Origin of the sequence: Vibrio sinaloensis (assembly GCF_000808535.1) — a bacterium.
Classification (GTDB): domain Bacteria; phylum Pseudomonadota; class Gammaproteobacteria; order Enterobacterales; family Vibrionaceae; genus Vibrio; species Vibrio sinaloensis_D.
Window position 1 is genome coordinate 192,553 of record NZ_JWLV01000012.1, and the last position, 17,088, is coordinate 209,640.

General features: G+C 44.9%; 16 protein-coding genes. 3 read left to right on the forward strand and 13 right to left on the reverse strand.

Features of this window, described 5'->3' with window-relative positions; genetic code table 11:
- Positions 1 to 97: 97 nt before the first annotated feature.
- The 7 genes from deoC to RJ47_RS09685 form a co-directional block, all read right to left on the reverse strand.
- Positions 98 to 874, reverse strand: coding sequence for a deoxyribose-phosphate aldolase (gene deoC, locus RJ47_RS09660; protein ID WP_005473560.1), 777 nt, complete (start codon positions 872 to 874; stop codon positions 98 to 100).
- Between the two features lie 262 nt (positions 875 to 1,136).
- Complete coding sequence (locus RJ47_RS09665; protein WP_005473572.1) at positions 1,137 to 1,307, reverse strand: XapX domain-containing protein; 171 nt, start codon at positions 1,305 to 1,307, stop codon at positions 1,137 to 1,139.
- Positions 1,308 to 1,608: 301 nt separating this feature from the next.
- Positions 1,609 to 2,871, reverse strand: a complete 1,263-nt coding sequence (locus tag RJ47_RS09670) for a NupC/NupG family nucleoside CNT transporter (RefSeq protein ID WP_039483499.1) — start codon at positions 2,869 to 2,871, stop codon at positions 1,609 to 1,611.
- 204 nt (positions 2,872 to 3,075) lie between these two features.
- Positions 3,076 to 3,849, reverse strand: a complete 774-nt coding sequence (locus RJ47_RS09675; protein WP_005473513.1) for a TatD family hydrolase — start codon at positions 3,847 to 3,849, stop codon at positions 3,076 to 3,078.
- Between the two features lie 2 nt (positions 3,850 to 3,851).
- On the reverse strand, positions 3,852 to 3,995 hold the full coding sequence (locus RJ47_RS21420) for a DUF5363 family protein (RefSeq protein WP_179944652.1): 144 nt from the start codon (positions 3,993 to 3,995) through the stop codon (positions 3,852 to 3,854).
- A gap of 14 nt (positions 3,996 to 4,009) precedes the next feature.
- Positions 4,010 to 4,783, reverse strand: coding sequence for a peroxide stress protein YaaA (gene yaaA, locus RJ47_RS09680; RefSeq protein WP_038139643.1), 774 nt, complete (start codon positions 4,781 to 4,783; stop codon positions 4,010 to 4,012).
- 112 nt (positions 4,784 to 4,895) lie between these two features.
- Entirely contained in the window at positions 4,896 to 6,326 is a 1,431-nt protein-coding gene (locus tag RJ47_RS09685) for an alanine/glycine:cation symporter family protein (protein ID WP_038139645.1), read from the reverse strand.
- Between the two features lie 707 nt (positions 6,327 to 7,033).
- Between RJ47_RS09685 and RJ47_RS09690 the strand changes: the two genes are divergently transcribed.
- On the forward strand, positions 7,034 to 7,216 hold the full coding sequence (locus RJ47_RS09690; RefSeq protein WP_038139648.1) for a DUF3545 family protein: 183 nt from the start codon (positions 7,034 to 7,036) through the stop codon (positions 7,214 to 7,216).
- A 39-nt stretch (positions 7,217 to 7,255) separates the two neighbouring features.
- Here RJ47_RS09690 and RJ47_RS09695 read toward each other — a convergent pair whose 3' ends face one another.
- The 3 genes from RJ47_RS09695 to nfo all read right to left on the reverse strand — a co-directional run bounded on the left by RJ47_RS09695 (position 7,256) and on the right by nfo (position 9,727).
- On the reverse strand, positions 7,256 to 7,807 hold the full coding sequence (locus RJ47_RS09695) for a hemerythrin domain-containing protein (protein WP_038139650.1): 552 nt from the start codon (positions 7,805 to 7,807) through the stop codon (positions 7,256 to 7,258).
- A 90-nt stretch (positions 7,808 to 7,897) separates the two neighbouring features.
- Positions 7,898 to 8,587, reverse strand: coding sequence for a uracil-DNA glycosylase (ung, locus tag RJ47_RS09700; RefSeq protein WP_039483502.1), 690 nt, complete (start codon positions 8,585 to 8,587; stop codon positions 7,898 to 7,900).
- Between the two features lie 246 nt (positions 8,588 to 8,833).
- Positions 8,834 to 9,727 (reverse strand): deoxyribonuclease IV, encoded by an 894-nt coding sequence (gene nfo, locus RJ47_RS09705; RefSeq protein WP_197058132.1) that lies wholly within the window; start codon positions 9,725 to 9,727, stop codon positions 8,834 to 8,836.
- Between the two features lie 323 nt (positions 9,728 to 10,050).
- On the opposite strand from nfo, the gene grcA reads away from it, so the two are divergent.
- Both grcA and RJ47_RS09715 read left to right on the forward strand, forming a co-directional pair.
- On the forward strand, positions 10,051 to 10,428 hold the full coding sequence (grcA, locus tag RJ47_RS09710) for an autonomous glycyl radical cofactor GrcA (RefSeq protein ID WP_039483505.1): 378 nt from the start codon (positions 10,051 to 10,053) through the stop codon (positions 10,426 to 10,428).
- A gap of 139 nt (positions 10,429 to 10,567) precedes the next feature.
- Positions 10,568 to 11,428 (forward strand): LysR family transcriptional regulator, encoded by an 861-nt coding sequence (locus RJ47_RS09715; protein WP_039483508.1) that lies wholly within the window; start codon positions 10,568 to 10,570, stop codon positions 11,426 to 11,428.
- On the opposite strand, the gene RJ47_RS09720 is transcribed toward RJ47_RS09715, so the two are convergent.
- The 3 genes from RJ47_RS09720 to carA all read right to left on the reverse strand — a co-directional run bounded on the left by RJ47_RS09720 (position 11,364) and on the right by carA (position 16,711).
- On the reverse strand, positions 11,364 to 12,143 hold the full coding sequence (locus RJ47_RS09720) for a TSUP family transporter (protein ID WP_039483510.1): 780 nt from the start codon (positions 12,141 to 12,143) through the stop codon (positions 11,364 to 11,366). The genes RJ47_RS09715 and RJ47_RS09720 overlap by 65 nt on opposite strands.
- Before the next feature lie 178 nt (positions 12,144 to 12,321).
- Entirely contained in the window at positions 12,322 to 15,555 is a 3,234-nt protein-coding gene (gene carB, locus RJ47_RS09725) for a carbamoyl-phosphate synthase large subunit (protein ID WP_005473508.1), read from the reverse strand.
- A gap of 16 nt (positions 15,556 to 15,571) precedes the next feature.
- Positions 15,572 to 16,711, reverse strand: coding sequence for a glutamine-hydrolyzing carbamoyl-phosphate synthase small subunit (gene carA, locus RJ47_RS09730; RefSeq protein WP_038139660.1), 1,140 nt, complete (start codon positions 16,709 to 16,711; stop codon positions 15,572 to 15,574).
- Positions 16,712 to 17,088: the final 377 nt, after the last annotated feature.

The window sequence follows — 17,088 nt, forward strand, 5'->3', positions numbered from 1 at the left end:
TTGAGCAGCAAGGTTGTAAGGTAAAGAGGTAATGTGGAGCAGCGAATCACTACTCCACCAAACAGACTTTATTTTTATCTACTCTCGAACGAGAGAATTAGTAAGCTGCTGGATCAGCAGTCTCGTCTGTCACTTCTAATGTATTAAGTAGGTTAGTTAGCAGGCTTGACGCACCGAAACGGTAGTGACGTGCATCAACCCAGTTATCACCTAGGATTTCATCAGCCATTGCCAAGTACGCTTGTGCATCTTCAGCTGTACGCACGCCACCTGCTGGTTTGAAACCAACTGTTTCTGCAACGCCCATATCGCGAATCACTTCAAGCATCATGCGAGCGTATTCTGGTGTAGCGTTTACTGGCACTTTACCCGTTGAAGTTTTAATGAAGTCTGCACCTGCTTTGATACAGATTTCAGAAGCTTTCTTGATAAGTGCCTCTTCTTTTAGCTCACCGGTTTCGATGATCACTTTAAGAAGAATGTCACCACACGCTTCTTTACATTGCTTCACTAGCTCGAAGCCAACTTCTTCGTTACCTGCCATTAGGGCACGGTAAGGGAATACGACGTCTACTTCATCTGCACCGTAAGCCACTGCCGCTTTTGTCTCAGCAACGGCGATTTCGATGTCGTCGTTACCGTGTGGGAAGTTAGTTACAGTCGCGATGCGAACTTCTGGTGTACCTTGCTCACGAAGTGTCTTCTTAGCAATAGGAATAAAGCGAGGGTAAATACAGATTGCAGCTGTGTTACCTACTGCTGATTTTGCGTCATGACATAGTGAAATAACTTTCGCGTCAGTATCGTCATCATTCAGCGTAGTTAGGTCCATTAGTTTAAGTGCACGTAGTGCTGCTGCTTTTAAATCGCTCATTTCTATCTCCGATCAATATTCAAAAATTTTACTGCCCAGCTTGATGATTTCGACTCTAATCAAGCTAGCTTTGCAGTCATTAATGAACGGACTTGGTTCCTTGAAGACTCAGGGGTAAACAGCGAATTGACCCCTAATTGCTATCCTTGTCACCGCACAGTACCAGTTTGGTCTATGGCACAACAATCTGCGATTGAAGTGTCTAACGTGTATGCAGACATGCTGCAACCAACGCTCATCATACTCCTTGTACTCAGTAGCGCTAGCTAAAAAACTTCTCAATAATCCATTGATAAGTTATGCCACCTAAGTAAACACCGACAATGCCCATGATTCCTGATAACACAGGTGGAGCAGGTATTGGCAACTTGATGGCGGAAAACAGGATTCCGACAACAAACCCAGCAAGGGTTGCGAGGATAACTTCATTCATAAGTTAAGTCCTACTTTCTATAGATATATACATTATAGATATTTGTCGCAAAACTGTAGTGGCTCATAGAGCGCAAACGGTTTGTATCTCAAAAAAGTCGTTGGTTAACGTTTGCTCGATTCAGTGCATCGGCAAACCTTATCCAACTGGACACTCAACTGACTAAGAGTGTCGCGCTCAAGGCGTTTTATAACCTTGAGATTGTTTTACTGCAGCTAGGTACAGAAAAACAAAAAGCCCCGCAGCAAGAAACTTGCTACGGGGCTTTATAAAACGGCGTCTATATAATCTATCTACTTAATTAGAAAGATAGGAAGAAGCCAGCGATTGTCGCCGCCATTAGGTTAGATAGCGTACCAGCACAAACCGCTTTAACACCCATACGAGCGATGTCGTGACGACGGTTTGGCGCTAGGCCACCTAGACCACCTAGTAGAATCGCGATAGAAGAAAGGTTTGCGAAACCACATAGAGCGAATGCGATGATAGCTTGAGTCTTCTCAGACATTACCGCACCTGTTGCTGGAACAACTTGTGCTGCATCACCAACGTAAGGTACGAAGTTTAGGTACGCTACGAATTCGTTAACAACCAGTTTCTGACCGATGAATGAACCAGCAAATGTTGCTTCAGCCCATGGAACACCGATTAGGAATGCTAGAGGTGCGAACAACCAACCTAGAAGAAGTTCTAGAGTTAGGTTTTCCATACCGAACCAACCGCCAACGCCACCTAGGATACCGTTGATAAGAGCGATTAGACCGATGAATGCTAGTAGCATTGCACCAACGTTTAGCGCTAGTTGTAGACCAACTGACGCACCGCCAGCTGCAGCATCGATAACGTTAGCAGGCTTGTCATCACCACCGTCGATGTCAGCACCTAGATCTTCTTCTGGAGTATCAACTTCTGGTTTGATGATTTTAGCGAATAGTAGACCACCTGGTGCTGCCATGAATGATGCTGCTACAAGGTACTCTAGAGGTACACCCATAGATGCGTAACCCGCTAGTACACCACCAGCTACAGACGCAAGACCACCACACATTACTGCAAATAGCTCAGATTGAGTCATTTTAGGAACAAACGGACGAACCACTAGTGGAGCTTCTGTTTGACCTACGAAGATGTTAGCTGCTGCAGACATTGACTCGGCACGTGAAGTACCTAGTGCTTTTTGTAGACCGCCACCAAGAATCTTGATAACCCACTGCATCACACCGATGTAGTAAAGTACAGAAATTAGCGCAGAGAAGAAGATTAGCGTTGGTAGTACTTGGAAAGCAAAGATGAAACCGATACCGTCAACTGAGAAGTTAACTAGGCTGCCGAATAGGAAACCAGTACCGTCTTTACCGTAGTCGATCACGTTTTGTACACCAGCTGAGAAACCAGCTAGAAGATCACGACCCCATGGTACGTACAGAACGAAACCACCGATGATGAATTGGATAGCAAAAGCGCCACCCACAGTTCTTAGATTGATAGCTTTGCGGTTATCTGACAGTAGTAATGCAATTCCTAGCAATACTGCCATGCCGACTAGGCTCATAAACAGGCTCATAGTTTATGACTTCCTTATATGTTATTTGTTGGCGTGTTACAAAATGGAGCTCAAAAGCGGAGGCAATTATACTCATCCGTCCATTGATAAAGTAATGCCATCCTCACAGTTTCTGCGAAGATTCATCATGCGTTCACTCATTTACGTGAACAAGATCACCATTCATTCCCTGGGTAATCACTAAAAACACATTTTATTTAGAATTTATTCACAAATACCGAACGCCGAATTGCTATTTTTCCAAACGTTTTCAGCAATCGTTTGCTCTGACATTCCTTTTAACGATGCGAGACAGGACACTATTTCACCTATCATCTTCGGATGATTGGCCTTGCCCTGGTGTCCATTTAGTGGCATGTCGGGTGCATCAGTCTCAAGGACCAATTTCTCAACGGGCAACTGAGCCACAGTTTGCCTCGTTTTGTTCGCTCTCGGGTAAGTAATTACACCACCAACACCGATATAAAATCCCAGCTCTATAAACTGCATCGCTTGCTGATAACTGCCCGAAAAGCCGTGTAAAACACCACCAAATTGGAAACGACACTGCTTCAATATTTGTAGAGTTCGGTTGTGCGTTTTTCTGCTGTGGAGAATCAGAGGAAGTTGAAATAATGTTGCCAATTTCACCTGAGCGATAAAAATGTGTTCCTGCTCAGCGGCGCTGATATTAACAAGTCCATCTAAGCCACATTCACCAACGGCAACACAGAACTCCGTTCGGGTCCGAAGCCGATTTTCTAGCTCAATAAGGTAATCACCGCTTTCATCAGTCAGAAAATAAGGGTGTAAGCCTAGTGCATGATAAACGCCGTGAAACTGAGAAGATAAGGCTTCTACTTCTTGCCAGTTTTGTGGACCCACTGTGGGAATAACAAAGCGTTCTACGCCGCACTGGTTTGCCTGGGCGAGATTGTCAGAAAAGTTGTCGGCGAATGGTTCAAAGTCGAAGTGGCAATGAGTATCAAAAAGGCGCATGGTTACTGCGCCTTATCACAAGTCTTGTCTTGGCTGTTTGGATCGCGTCGATATGGAACGCAGCTCCGCTTGTTTTCAGGTGTTAGCCCCATCGACAAACACCAAGCATCATATTTTGCTACCAAACGCTTAATCCATCCCAGCATGCCTGACTCCTTGATTATTGTTCTTCGCGTTTGAAGACCAATTCTGTTGGCGTTGACTCTTCTTCCACGAAGTAATAGCCGGCTACATCAAACTTGGTAAGCTGTGCGACACTCGAGATACGATTTTCAATAATGTAGCGCGCCATCATGCCGCGAGCCTTCTTCGCATAAAAGCTGATCACTTTGTACTGACCATTCTTACAATCTTTGAAGATAGGCGTAATCACCTGCGCATCTAACGCTTTTGGTTTTACCGCTTTGAAGTATTCGTTGGACGCTAAGTTAATGAGAACATTATCACCTTGTGCGGCAATCGCCTCATTCAGTTTATCAGTAATGACGTTACCCCAAAACTGATACAAGTTCGTGCCTTTATCATTCGCTAGCTTAGTTCCCATCTCGAGGCGATATGGCTGCATCAAGTCCAGCGGCTTTAGCAATCCGTATAGGCCGGACAACATACGAAGATGTTTCTGGGCATACTCAAAATCCGCCTCAGTCAAAGATTCTGCATCTAACCCCGTGTACACATCCCCTTTGAACGCCAAGATAGCTTGTCGAGCGTTGTCCGTGGTGAACTCTTCACTCCACTCTTGAAAGCGACCAACATTCAAATCGGCAATCTTGTCGCTGACTTTCATCAAGCTCGCCACATCTGCCGGCGTCAGTTTACGACAAACCTCGATCAGCTCTTTTGAGTAATCAATCAACTCAGGCTGAGTGAACGTCTCTGTCGCAAGAGGAGATTCATAATCTAACGTTTTCGCAGGTGATACGACAATTAACATGACTTTACTTAACCCTTCTCTATTATTTATAACGTTTAGGGTACAAAAAAAGCCACACATTGTCTGCATGGCTTTTTGAATCGTATTAATAGGTAAACGCTATAGTGAACGATTAATCTTTCTTGCTTTGATCCCAGATCCCATCTTCAAGCTGAGACTTCAGTTCCGGGAAATCGTTCGAATCAAATGTCGGCACTTTACCTTCATCAAGCTGACGGTTGTAGTCTTTTGCTAGCTTAATCACGATACCAGACAGTAGGATGATCGCCACTAAGTTAACAATCGCCATTAAGCCCATTGATACGTCTGCTAACGCCCAAACAACTGGCAGCGAGGCAACCGCACCAAACATAACCATACCAAGAACAATCACACGGAAGATTCCAAGACCCGCTTTGTGGTTATGCTCAAGGAAGATCAGGTTCGTTTCTGCGTAAGAGTAGTTAGCAATGATTGAGGTAAATGCGAAGAAGAAAATCGCAACCGCAACAAAGATACCACCCCACTCGCCAACCTGAGAGCTTAAGGCTGTTTGAGTTAGCTCGATACCTGTCACTTCACCGTGTGGTACGTACTCACCTGACATCAAGATAATCGCAACCGTCGCCGAACAAATCACGATGGTGTCCATAAACACACCAAGCATTTGCACGTAACCTTGAGACGCTGGGTGCGGAGGATAAGGCGTTGCCGACGCAGCTGCGTTTGGCGCAGAACCCATACCTGCTTCGTTCGAGAATAGACCACGCTTAATGCCGTTGATCATCGCTTGCGCAATTGCGTAACCCAGACCACCTGCAGCCGCTTCTTGCAGGCCGAATGCGCTCTTAAAGATAAGCACTAAGATGTCCGGTAACTTTTCGATGTTCATCATCATTACGAATAGAGCAAGCAGTAAGTAAGCAAGCGCCATGATTGGAACAACTAACTCAGCCACACGCGCGATACGCTTAATGCCACCAAAAATAACCACCGACGAAAGCAGAACAACGAAGATACCAACATATGTATCTTCCCAGCCGAACGCATTGTGCATCGCGTTGGCAATTGAGTTCGCCTGCACCGCATTAAATACAAGACCAAAAGCGATAATTAGGAATACTGAGAACAGTACGCCCATCCAACGCATACCTAGGCCTTTTTCCATGTAATACGCAGGACCGCCACGGTAGTTTCCGTCATCATCCTTGGTTTTGTATAGCTGTGCTAAGGTACTCTCAGCAAACGAAGTTGCCATACCGAGCATCGCAATTAGCCACATCCAGAAAATCGCGCCAGGACCACCAGCGGTTAGGGCAACCGCAACACCAGCCATGTTACCGGTACCAACACGAGCAGCAAGACTAGTACAAAGCGCTTGGAAAGATGAGATACCAGCTTTGTCTGCTTTACGACTGTTCTTCAGAACAGAAAACATGTGGCCAAAGTGGCGAAACTGGATGAATCCCAAACGGACAGTGAAGTAAATTCCAACTCCGACAAGAAGGTAAACGAGAATGGAACCCCAAAGTAGGTCATTCATCAAATTGATTAAATCTGTCATAAGTTCCTCATAGTGAGATTTCGCTGATCATCGCGTCCCTGCCATCCATCTAACTGCCTGACTAAGTGTCAAGATAGCTTAGTGCATTGTTGTTTAATTATGCAGTTTAGACCTGTAAAACTCGCCTCATGCTTCCATTTTACGTATCAGCGTATTTTTTGACGGGCGGATAATGCAGCGAAGGCTCGCAAAAATCAATATGCAACCAATATCATCTTTATGTTATTTTTCACTATAAAATCACCAATAATTAACACAAGAGAGAACACTAGAAACACAAAACCAGAACATCAACATAATTTATTAACAACATAACAGATATTCCGCCCCAACAAAGAACCTCTTTCTGACATGCTGGTCGCACCCCTTACCCACCAAGGTCTCGCATAAAATCTCGCTCATGTGATATTTCGTCGCTTAGACGTCATTTTTTGCACGTAAAGCAACTCTTTGCACATTGGCGAAAAATGCTCTTTTTTTAAACACGAGATTAACAATCATATTTTGAGAATTTAATCGTTTTCGTTAACTCGTTTGCACAAAAAAAAACCACACCATACGGAAAATAGTGTGAGCCGATGTCAGATTTTTTAGGAAATCTTCATTGAATCGTAACAAATGAGAAACGAATCAAAGATACGCTTCAGTGAGAATGGTATTTAGATAGTACCCCTTCAAAGAGTAATAATTTAAAAAAGAGGTAGCTTATGGATGGCTTAAACTTTGAAGAAATGATGGAAATGGGTTTACCAAAAGCGCGTGCGACACGTTCAAAACCGGTAAAACGCAAATGGCGAGAAATAGAGGCAATTAAAGATAGGCAACGCCTACAAAGAGAACTCAAAGAAATGGATATCGGCTTTGAAGACTCTGCAGATTTAGAATTCTAAAAAAAGAGGCGCAATGCCTCTTTTTTTGTTTCTACGCTATTACAAAGCTTCTGTTTCGTTCTGCCTTACGCGACTCGCCAGTTGCTGATATTGCTCTGCAATCGTCTCACCAAACACCGGATCGTCTTCATTGACACTCCACATTGCCTCAACCGCTTGCCAATCTTTGACCGTAAAGTTTCTCAGGATTATCGGCAGAACTGATCGCTCTTCCATATCTAGGTGTTGATACTGAGAGCCGATAAAGTCTTTCAGTTGCTCCAAGAATATATCTTGTGGTACTACCGCGTCTTGCAAAATCATCTCAACAGTCGCCAAAAACTCGTGAGTCTTCTCAGAGAGTTGTTTATGTTCGGCTTCCAAATTTTCAATGGATTCAAGATGACCAAATTTATCGAGATAATATTGATAAATAATGTCTTCTTTAGGGTGATGAACCCGCTCTGAATGCTCCGCAAGATAGGCAACTATCTCGTACAGCAAGGAATAATTTATCGCTTGCTCGTTTTCAAGTTGAGCCATCTTTTGCTTGAGAACGGCCAACAAACGAACCATGTAGCCGTGCTCTCTTCTTATCCTTTCAATCATCATAGCGCTCTCCTTACACTTACTTATTATAAGTGTATAGCAGATGGTTTGATGACACTTTGACGCTGTTCGAATTTTAAGCAGAGCAAGTGGTTATGACAATTCGACCTCTAGTGGCAGGTGCCAATCAATGACAGATTTGCCCTGTTGAGCTAATAGCACATTGGTTTGTGAAAAATGCCGGCATCCGAAAAAACCTCGGTGTGCCGACAGTGGAGAAGGATGCGGCCCAACTAGCACATGATGCTTATCTCGATCGATAAAACGGCCTTTTTTCTGAGCATGAGCCCCCCACAATAAAAAGACAACGCCGGATTGATGCTGATTGATCGCTTCAATCACTCGGTCTGTGAATGTTTCCCAGCCCGATTTAGAATGCGAATGCGCCTTACCTTGCTCAACCGTTAACACGGTATTCAATAAAAGCACGCCTTGCTCAGCCCAACTTTGTAAATAGCCGTGCTGAGGAATTTGGAAGCCTTCAATATCTTGTGCGAGCTCTTTATACATATTGACAAGAGAAGGCGGCGTTTTGACACCAGGTAACACGGAGAAACAGAGACCATGCGCTTGGTTTGGTCCGTGGTAAGGGTCTTGACCAAGGATCACCACTTTCACGTCACCAAACTCAGTGGCGCGGAAGGCATTAAAGACATCTTGCGCCGGAGGAAAGACGACCTTACCTGATTGACGCTCTGCCTCAACAAAACTCAATGTGTCTTGAAAGTAGGCTTGCTGCTTTTCTTTGCCGATAACATCATGCCAAGTTAATGACTGAGTCATATCCCGTTCCTTCTTCTATTTAAGTCGCACAAATTGTCGCAAATATAGAAGAAGGAACAAAGGAGTTAATGACTGTGATAACTACTTTTTCTGTGGCGTACGATAATGCCCCTGTCCAGTAATATGACGATTAGGCGCTGGTAGTCGAACAACACGAACAGGAATATGATAAGAGGTAAAAGGCATAGTGGCACCCTCATTGGTAAAACACAGACTACGCTATGAAAGAATGGTGCCACCTTCTCACTATAAAGTGGAATCAGCTATCGATTGAAGGTGAAATTGCCGCATTGATTGAATCTCCTGCGGCCAAAGTTCAGGTTCGATCGTTTCTAAAATCAAAGGGATACCATCAAATCTGGGGGCTTTGGAGATATACTCAAAACAATCCCAACCAATCTCGCCTTTACCGAGTGCGTGATGCCTGTCAACTTTGCCGCCCAAGGCAACTTTTGAGTCATTGATGTGCATTGCGCGTAAATAGTGCATACCAACAATGCGATCAAACTCAGCAAAGGTGGCCTCACAAGCGTCAAAATCCCTTAAGTCATAGCCAGCTGCGAAAGTGTGGCACGTATCAATACAGACACCGACACGAGATTTATCTTCTACTTGATCAATGATTTGTGCCAAATGCTCAAACCGCCAACCTAGGTTGGTTCCCTGCCCTGCCGTATTTTCGATCACCGCAATCACTTCAGGTACCGCTTTGTGGGCAAGGTTGATGGACTCGGCAATTCTCGAGAGGCAATCTTGTTCCGAAATTTTCTTTAAATGACTCCCAGGATGGAAATTAAGCAAAGTCAGTCCTAACAAATGACAGCGTTTCATTTCATCGATAAACGCTGCGCGCGATTTCTCGAGCTTATCATCTTCAGGGGCACCTAAATTAATCAAATAGGAGTCGTGAGGTAAAATCTGCCCTGCGCCGAACCCCAAGCGTTTACAGTTCGCCTTAAATGCTTGAATGATTTTGGGCTCCAATGGCTTCGCTGCCCATTGGCGCTGATTTTTGGTAAACAGTGCAAACGCATTTGCACCGATCTCACTTGCTCTGAGCGGAGCCTGATCAACGCCGCCTGCAGCGGAAACGTGCGCTCCAATAAACTTACTTCCAAGCTCTCTTTTTAACATTGTCATTTAATCACTTTACACTTTCAATATACGAACCATTTACCGCTTTTTTTCGGCGACAGGTCAACATTTAAACTCAATTTGTAGTAAATTTACTACAAATTGAGTTATTAACTATTTTTTATATTATCAAATTTATTGTAACTACATTGTTTTTAAAGAGTTTATTGATTTAGAACAATAAAATAACCTTCATAAAAACAGTGTTTTTAGTTGTTTTTTGACCTAAATCAATATTATCATAAGGGATATTCGCTATATAATACGTAGCTCAACAAAATTCGAAAGTTAACACCAATAACACCACGTAAGTGGACTAGGAGACGGTAATGATCCAAGGTATTCAAATCACTAAAGCAGCTAACGATGACCTACTAAACTCGATCTGGCTACTTGATAGCGAAAAGAACGAAGCACGTTGTGTCGTAGCAAACGCAGGCTTCGAAGCTGACCAAGTTGTAGCGATCAACGATCTCGGTGACTACGAAAGCCGCGAAGTTGCTATCGAAACGGCTCCACGTATTGAAGGTGGTCAACACCTAAACGTAAACGTTCTTAAGCGTGAAACGCTAGAAGATGCAGTTGCAAACCCAGAGAAATACCCACAGCTAACGATTCGCGTTTCTGGCTATGCGGTTCGTTTCAACTCTCTAACTCAAGAGCAACAACGTGACGTTATCGCACGTACGTTCACTGAATCTCTATAAGTTTTAGAGTAAAGAATACACAGACGGCGCCATTCGGCGCCGTTTTTTTTATTTAAGCATGTCACTCTCTTCAATGATGCATAGCATCAGCAAATCAGTTACATTGATGAACCGCATCTCAATGAACGGGTAACCAACTATGCTTCTGGAAGGCATCGAAACTCTACTTGTATTAAGCAAAGCCAAAACAATGAGTCGAGCCGGCAGTCTGCTTTACATTAGTCAATCAGCCGTGAGTAAACGCATTGCCAATTTAGAGAAAAAAATGGGCAAAAAGCTGATTGTGCCTGCGGGTCGAAATATTCAACTCACTCAAGATGCCATCAACCTTATCGAAAGTATTAGCCCGACATTTAAAGAACTCCAAGGGCTTATCAACGAACAACAAGCACTTCCAGATTCAACGCCGCTACGTTTAGACTGTTCTGAAACCTTAGTCGCAGGCTACCTTCACTCGATTCTAGGCAATTATGTCGAGCTCGATCCGCATATCACGCTGACGACAAACCATACGCCAAGAATCATTGAGCATGTTCAATCAGGGAAAGCGCATATCGGCATTTGCGCTGGCTATCTACCTAAACACCCAAGCCTGCTTCAATTTCATTTAATTGACGAGCCATTTTATGTCGTTTCAAAGCAACATATTCGTCATATGCCTGACACCATCATCACCAATGATCTCAGCAATCCAGCTAACACTTATCAAATGGAGATACTGAGTAAACTCAATGTAGAGCCTGTGATGCAAATGGACTCTTATACTGCATCCACTCAGTTGGCGATCTCAGGCATCGCCCCTGCCCTCATTCCACTGTCAGTAATCAAGGCGATGAAAATCGAACCAGAATACTGCTTTCATTTTGAACAGCTCACGCCTTTATATCGACCAATTCATATCTGTATGCGGCCGTCCTCATACCGAAATCCGCGAATCAAATCACTGACAGAAGCCATTGCTGATGTTGTTCCCAAAGTAGCTTCAGCGCCATTAGCATAGACATGGCAATCACCAAAGGGCGAATCCATTGTTGGCCTTTGGTGACGACAACCTTAGCGCCCAACTGAGCCCCCATAAATCCGCCGATCGCCATTACCAAACCTAACTCCCACACAGGTAAACCTGCGAGTATGAAAAAGAGTAACGCAGCGATATTTGACGTAAAGTTAAGCACCTTGGTTCGAGCCGTTGCATCCACCAAAGAGAAGTGACCCAAAGCGACGAAACAGACCGTAAAAATGGATCCAGTTCCAGGACCAAAGAAGCCATCATAAAAGCCCACCCCACCACCAACACTGAACGCAAACATAGCTTCCGAAACCTTCGCTTCACCAGAGTGTTGCTTGGTTTTAGGCATCAACAGAAAGTAGAGCGAAATAGCGACCAGTAGAATCGGGATCAGACTCGTCAGTACACCCGCGTCTATATACTGTACAGCTTCAGCCCCCACCGCTGAGCCAATAAACGTGCAGGCAATAGCAAGGCGCATCTCTTTAATGCTGACAATACCATTGCGGATAAAATACCAGCTTGCAGAGAAACTACCGAATGAGCTTTGAAGTTTGTTCGTTGCCAAAGCTTGAGTCGGTGGAACGCCCGCCGCCAAAAGTGCGGGCAAAGTGAGTAGTCCACCGCCACCAGCCATCGCATCGATGAAGCCTGCGGCCGTCGCAACAAAGAAAAGAATCGTCAGTATTTCGAGTGTAAGTTCCATTTTCAATCAATTAGTTATCAATCGCTACCCATCAAAATACCACCAAGTTAACAATTCCCTTAGAGAAACATTAGACTTTAATTCATTCCAAATTTTCACCATTAAACACAAAAAAAGCCCACTCAAATGAGTGGGCAATGAGGTTGTCATATAAGCTCTGTTGCGAGCCTACTGATTTTTATTTTGCTTCGTTCTCTGCAACTTTTGCATGCAATTCTTGTACTGATGTTACTGACGTTTTCGCGTCTGCAGTGTGAGCCATACATACAGCAAATGCAGCGTTCAAGGTTGTTGTGTAGTTCACTTTCTCAGCCAGCGCACCACGACGTAGTACTTTTGAATCCTCAATCGCTTGACGACCAGCAGCCGTGTTTACGATGTAGGTGTACTCGTTGTTCTTGATACGGTCAAGAATGTGTGGACGACCTTCATGTACCTTGTTCACTAGACGTGGGTTAATGCCCGCTTCGCCTAGGATCACTGCCGTACCGTGCGTTGCATCCAGCTGGTAACCAAGCTTAGTGAGCTTAGATGCTAGGTCAACTACACGCTGCTTATCGCCTTCACGAACAGACAGTAGTGCACGACCACCTTCTGGGTAAACTGCGCCACAACCTAGCTCTGCTTTCGCGTAAGCTTCTGCGAACGTTGCACCAACGCCCATAACCTCACCAGTAGAGCGCATCTCTGGGCCCAACAGTGGGTCAACACCTGGGAACTTGTTGAATGGCAGAACCACTTCTTTCACTGAGTAATAAGGTGGGATGATTTCTTTCGTAAAGCCCTGAGACTCTAGAGATTGCCCCGCCATAACACGTGCAGCGATTTTCGCTAGTGGTGCACCCGTTGCTTTAGATACGAATGGTACGGTACGCGCAGCACGTGGGTTAACCTCGATTAGGTAAACCTTGTTGTTCTTAACCGCAAACTGAGTGTTCATTAGGCCGCGTACACCCAATTCGAAAGCGAGCTTTTCAACTTGCTCACGCATCACATCTTGGATTTCTTGGCTTAGCGTGTAAGCAGGTAGAGAACATGCTGAGTCACCTGAGTGAACACCCGCTTGCTCGATGTGCTCCATGATACCGCCAATTACTACGCGCTCACCGTCACAAATCGCATCGATGTCGACTTCTACAGCATCATCAAGGAAGCTATCTAGAAGAACTGGAGACTCATTCGATACACTGACTGCTTCGTTGAAGTAGCGACGTAGGTCTTGCTCGTCGTAGACGATTTCCATCGCACGCCCACCTAGAACGTAAGAAGGACGAACAACCAACGGGAAGCCAATTTCTTTTGATTTCTCAACCGCTTGCTCTAGCGTCGTAACCGTTGCGTTCTCTGGCTGTAGAAGACCTAAACGGTCAACAGCAACTTGGAAACGCTCACGGTCTTCTGCGCGGTCAATTGCATCCGGGCTAGTACCAATGATTGGCACACCTGCTGCTTCAAGTGCACGAGCCAGTTTAAGTGGCGTTTGACCACCGTATTGAACGATAACGCCTTTTGGCTTCTCAACACGGACGATTGAAAGCACATCTTCCAGAGTTACTGGTTCAAAGTACAGACGGTCTGAAGTGTCGTAATCAGTGGAAACTGTCTCAGGGTTACAGTTAACCATGATGGTTTCGTAACCATCTTCACGCAGTGCGAGTGAAGCGTGTACACAACAGTAGTCAAACTCGATACCTTGACCGATACGGTTAGGACCACCGCCCAGAACCATGATTTTGTCTTTATCTGTCGGCTGCGCTTCACACTCTTCATCGTAAGATGAGTACATGTACGCCGTGTCAGAAGAGAACTCAGCCGCACACGTATCAACGCGTTTGTACACTGGGTGGATGTCGTACTGGTCGCGTAGACGGCGAATTTCACTTTCAGACACACCTAAGATTGTAGATAGGCGAGCATCAGAGAACCCTTTGCGCTTCATCTTGCGCAAAACGTCTTGAGTTAGACCTGCGAAACCACCCGCTTTTACTTCGTTTTCTAGGTTAACTAACTCTTCGATTTGAACTAGGAACCAGCGGTCAATTGCTGTTAGGTTAAATACACCTTCCACAGACATGCCAGCACGGAATGCGTCTGCGATGTACCAAATACGCTCAGCACCCGCTTCTTTTAACTCGTGACGAATTGTTGTTAGCGCGTCTGGCGCATCCAGATCAACCATTTCATCAAAGCCATTCACACCAACTTCAAGGCCACGAAGTGCTTTTTGTAGAGATTCTTGTTGGTTACGACCGATAGCCATAACCTCACCCACAGACTTCATCTGAGTCGTCAGACGGTCGTTAGCACCTGCAAATTTCTCGAAGTTAAAGCGAGGAATCTTAGTCACTACGTAGTCGATGGTTGGTTCGAATGATGCCGGAGTCGCACCACCCGTGATATCATTTTGTAGCTCATCAAGCGTGAAGCCCACTGCCAGTTTCGCCGCAATCTTAGCAATTGGGAAACCTGTTGCCTTAGAAGCAAGAGCAGAAGAGCGAGATACACGTGGGTTCATCTCGATGATAACCATGCGGCCATCTTTCGGGTTAATACCAAACTGTACGTTTGAGCCACCTGTCTCAACACCGATTTCGCGCAGTACCGCTAGAGATGCGTTACGCATCAACTGATACTCTTTGTCCGTTAGCGTCTGTGCTGGAGCTACTGTGATTGAGTCACCAGTGTGGATACCCATTGGGTCGAAGTTTTCGATAGAACATACGATGATACAGTTGTCCGCTTTGTCACGAACCACTTCCATCTCATACTCTTTCCAACCGATCAGTGATTCATCGATAAGAAGCTCGTTAGTTGGCGACAGGTCCAGGCCACGACGACAAATCTCTTCGAACTCTTCTTTGTTATAAGCGATACCACCACCAGTACCACCCATAGTGAACGACGGACGGATGATACAAGGGAAGCCAACCATATCAAGAACGGCGTATGCTTCTTCCATCGTTTTCGCAGTATCAGCGCGAGGACACTCAAGGCCGATTGACTTCATCGCTTTATCGAAGCGAGAACGGTCTTCTGCTTTGTCGATTGCGTCAGCGGTTGCACCAATCATTTCTACGCCGAACTCTGCAAGTACGCCGTGTTTCTCTAGGTCTAGTGCACAGTTAAGAGCTGTCTGACCACCCATTGTTGGCAGTACTGCATCAGGGCGCTCTTTCTCGATGATCTTACGAACCACTTCCCACTGGATTGGTTCGATGTAAGTTGCATCCGCCATGTCTGGGTCAGTCATGATGGTTGCTGGGTTTGAGTTTACAAGGATAACTCGGTAACCCTCTTCACGCAGTGCTTTACATGCTTGTGCACCAGAGTAGTCAAACTCACATGCCTGACCGATAACAATCGGGCCTGCACCTAGAATTAGAATACTTTTTAAGTCAGTACGTTTTGGCATTCTCTACTACTCCGAATTAAGCGCTGTGTTGTTTGATTAGTTCGATAAAGTGGTCAAATAGCGGAGCCGCGTCGTGTGGACCTGGGCTTGCTTCCGGGTGACCTTGGAAGCTAAATGCTGGCTTATCTGTACGGTGAATACCTTGTAGAGAGCCATCAAATAGTGACACGTGCGTTGCTCGTAGGTTCTCAGGTAGTGTCGCTTCATCAGCAGCGAAACCATGGTTCTGAGACGTAATCATAACAACGTTGCGGTCTAGGTCTTTAACCGGGTGGTTTGCACCGTGGTGACCAAACTTCATCTTCACTGTCTTAGCACCAGATGCCAAAGCTAGGATTTGGTGACCTAGACAGATACCAAAAATTGGTAGGCCTTTTTCTAGGAATACTTTTGTTGCTTCAATGGCGTAAGTACATGGTTCTGGATCACCAGGGCCGTTTGATAGGAAAACGCCATCTGGGTTTAGAGCCAATACTTCTTCTGCACTTGTTTCTGCAGGTACAACCGTTAGGCGGCAGCCTCGGTCAACAAGCATGCGCAGGATGTTACGTTTCGCACCGAAGTCGTAGGCAACAACGTGATATGGCAACTCGCTGTCGTCTTGCGCTTCAGGAAGTCCACCCTCAAGCGTCCACGAACCTTGTTTCCATTGATACGCTTCTTTTGTTGTAACTTCTTTCGCAAGGTCCATACCTTTTAGGCCAGGGAATTCTTTCGCTTTAGCCAGAGCTAAAGCCTCGTCTAAGTTGTTACCTGCAACGATACAACCGTTCTGTGCACCTTTCTCACGCAGGATGCGCGTAAGTTTACGCGTATCGATATCAGCAATGCCGACGATATTTTGCGACTTAAGGTAATCAGAAAGAGTTTGTTCACTGCGGAAGTTAGAAGCGACAAGAGGAAGGTCGCGAATCACAAGGCCTTGTGCGTGGATTGAAGAAGATTCTTCGTCTTCGGTATTGGTACCGGTATTGCCAATGTGAGGATAAGTAAGGGTGACGATCTGTTGGGAATAGGAAGGATCAGTGAGGATTTCTTGGTACCCCGTCATCGAGGTATTAAAAACGACTTCACCAACGGATGAACCATCTGCTCCAATGGAAACACCGTGGAACACTGTCCCATCTTCTAGGACTAACAGTGCTGATTTACTCAAGACAACCTCCAGAATAAAAATGCAAAAATAATAAATTAAACTGCAAATCTGCCTTCCTTCACGCAATAAAAAAGCGTTTTTAGGTTATTTAGACAAATTGGCGGTATTCTAATGAGGTGATTGATATGTGTCAATATAATCTTAAAAAGAAATCTAACATTTAGAGCAGTTAAAGCAAAAAACGATTCTAGAGCGCCAAAAAATCAAGTTTAGTCATTATTTATAGACGAAGAGGTAACAATTTTATGAAATGATGATTTTTGAGCATATTTGAGTTCACACTTTTCCTTGAACATTTTAAGCAAACGATCCACCCTCATAGAAAACAGCTTTTTTTGAGCAACTAACCACAAAAAGAACACCAAAGACCAACAATA

What these genes read in the sequence shown, in the direction of transcription:
- nfo (WP_197058132.1), bottom strand. Translation starts at nt 9,727, where the DNA reads ATGACAATGTTAAAAAGAGAGCTTGGAAGTAAGTTTATTGGAGCGCAC.
- deoC (WP_005473560.1), bottom strand. Translation starts at nt 874, where the DNA reads ATGAGCGATTTAAAAGCAGCAGCACTACGTGCACTTAAACTAATGGAC.
- RJ47_RS09685 (WP_038139645.1), bottom strand. Translation starts at nt 6,326, where the DNA reads ATGACAGATTTAATCAATTTGATGAATGACCTACTTTGGGGTTCCATT.
- RJ47_RS09715 (WP_039483508.1), top strand. Translation starts at nt 10,568, where the DNA reads ATGCTTCTGGAAGGCATCGAAACTCTACTTGTATTAAGCAAAGCCAAA.
- RJ47_RS09690 (WP_038139648.1), top strand. Translation starts at nt 7,034, where the DNA reads ATGGATGGCTTAAACTTTGAAGAAATGATGGAAATGGGTTTACCAAAA.
- RJ47_RS09670 (WP_039483499.1), bottom strand. Translation starts at nt 2,871, where the DNA reads ATGAGCCTGTTTATGAGCCTAGTCGGCATGGCAGTATTGCTAGGAATT.
- ung (WP_039483502.1), bottom strand. Translation starts at nt 8,587, where the DNA reads ATGACTCAGTCATTAACTTGGCATGATGTTATCGGCAAAGAAAAGCAG.
- yaaA (WP_038139643.1), bottom strand. Translation starts at nt 4,783, where the DNA reads ATGTTAATTGTCGTATCACCTGCGAAAACGTTAGATTATGAATCTCCT.
- carB (WP_005473508.1), bottom strand. Translation starts at nt 15,555, where the DNA reads ATGCCAAAACGTACTGACTTAAAAAGTATTCTAATTCTAGGTGCAGGC.
- grcA (WP_039483505.1), top strand. Translation starts at nt 10,051, where the DNA reads ATGATCCAAGGTATTCAAATCACTAAAGCAGCTAACGATGACCTACTA.
- RJ47_RS09675 (WP_005473513.1), bottom strand. Translation starts at nt 3,849, where the DNA reads ATGCGCCTTTTTGATACTCATTGCCACTTCGACTTTGAACCATTCGCC.
- RJ47_RS09665 (WP_005473572.1), bottom strand. Translation starts at nt 1,307, where the DNA reads ATGAATGAAGTTATCCTCGCAACCCTTGCTGGGTTTGTTGTCGGAATC.
- RJ47_RS09695 (WP_038139650.1), bottom strand. Translation starts at nt 7,807, where the DNA reads ATGATGATTGAAAGGATAAGAAGAGAGCACGGCTACATGGTTCGTTTG.
- RJ47_RS09720 (WP_039483510.1), bottom strand. Translation starts at nt 12,143, where the DNA reads ATGGAACTTACACTCGAAATACTGACGATTCTTTTCTTTGTTGCGACG.
- RJ47_RS21420 (WP_179944652.1), bottom strand. Translation starts at nt 3,995, where the DNA reads ATGCTGGGATGGATTAAGCGTTTGGTAGCAAAATATGATGCTTGGTGT.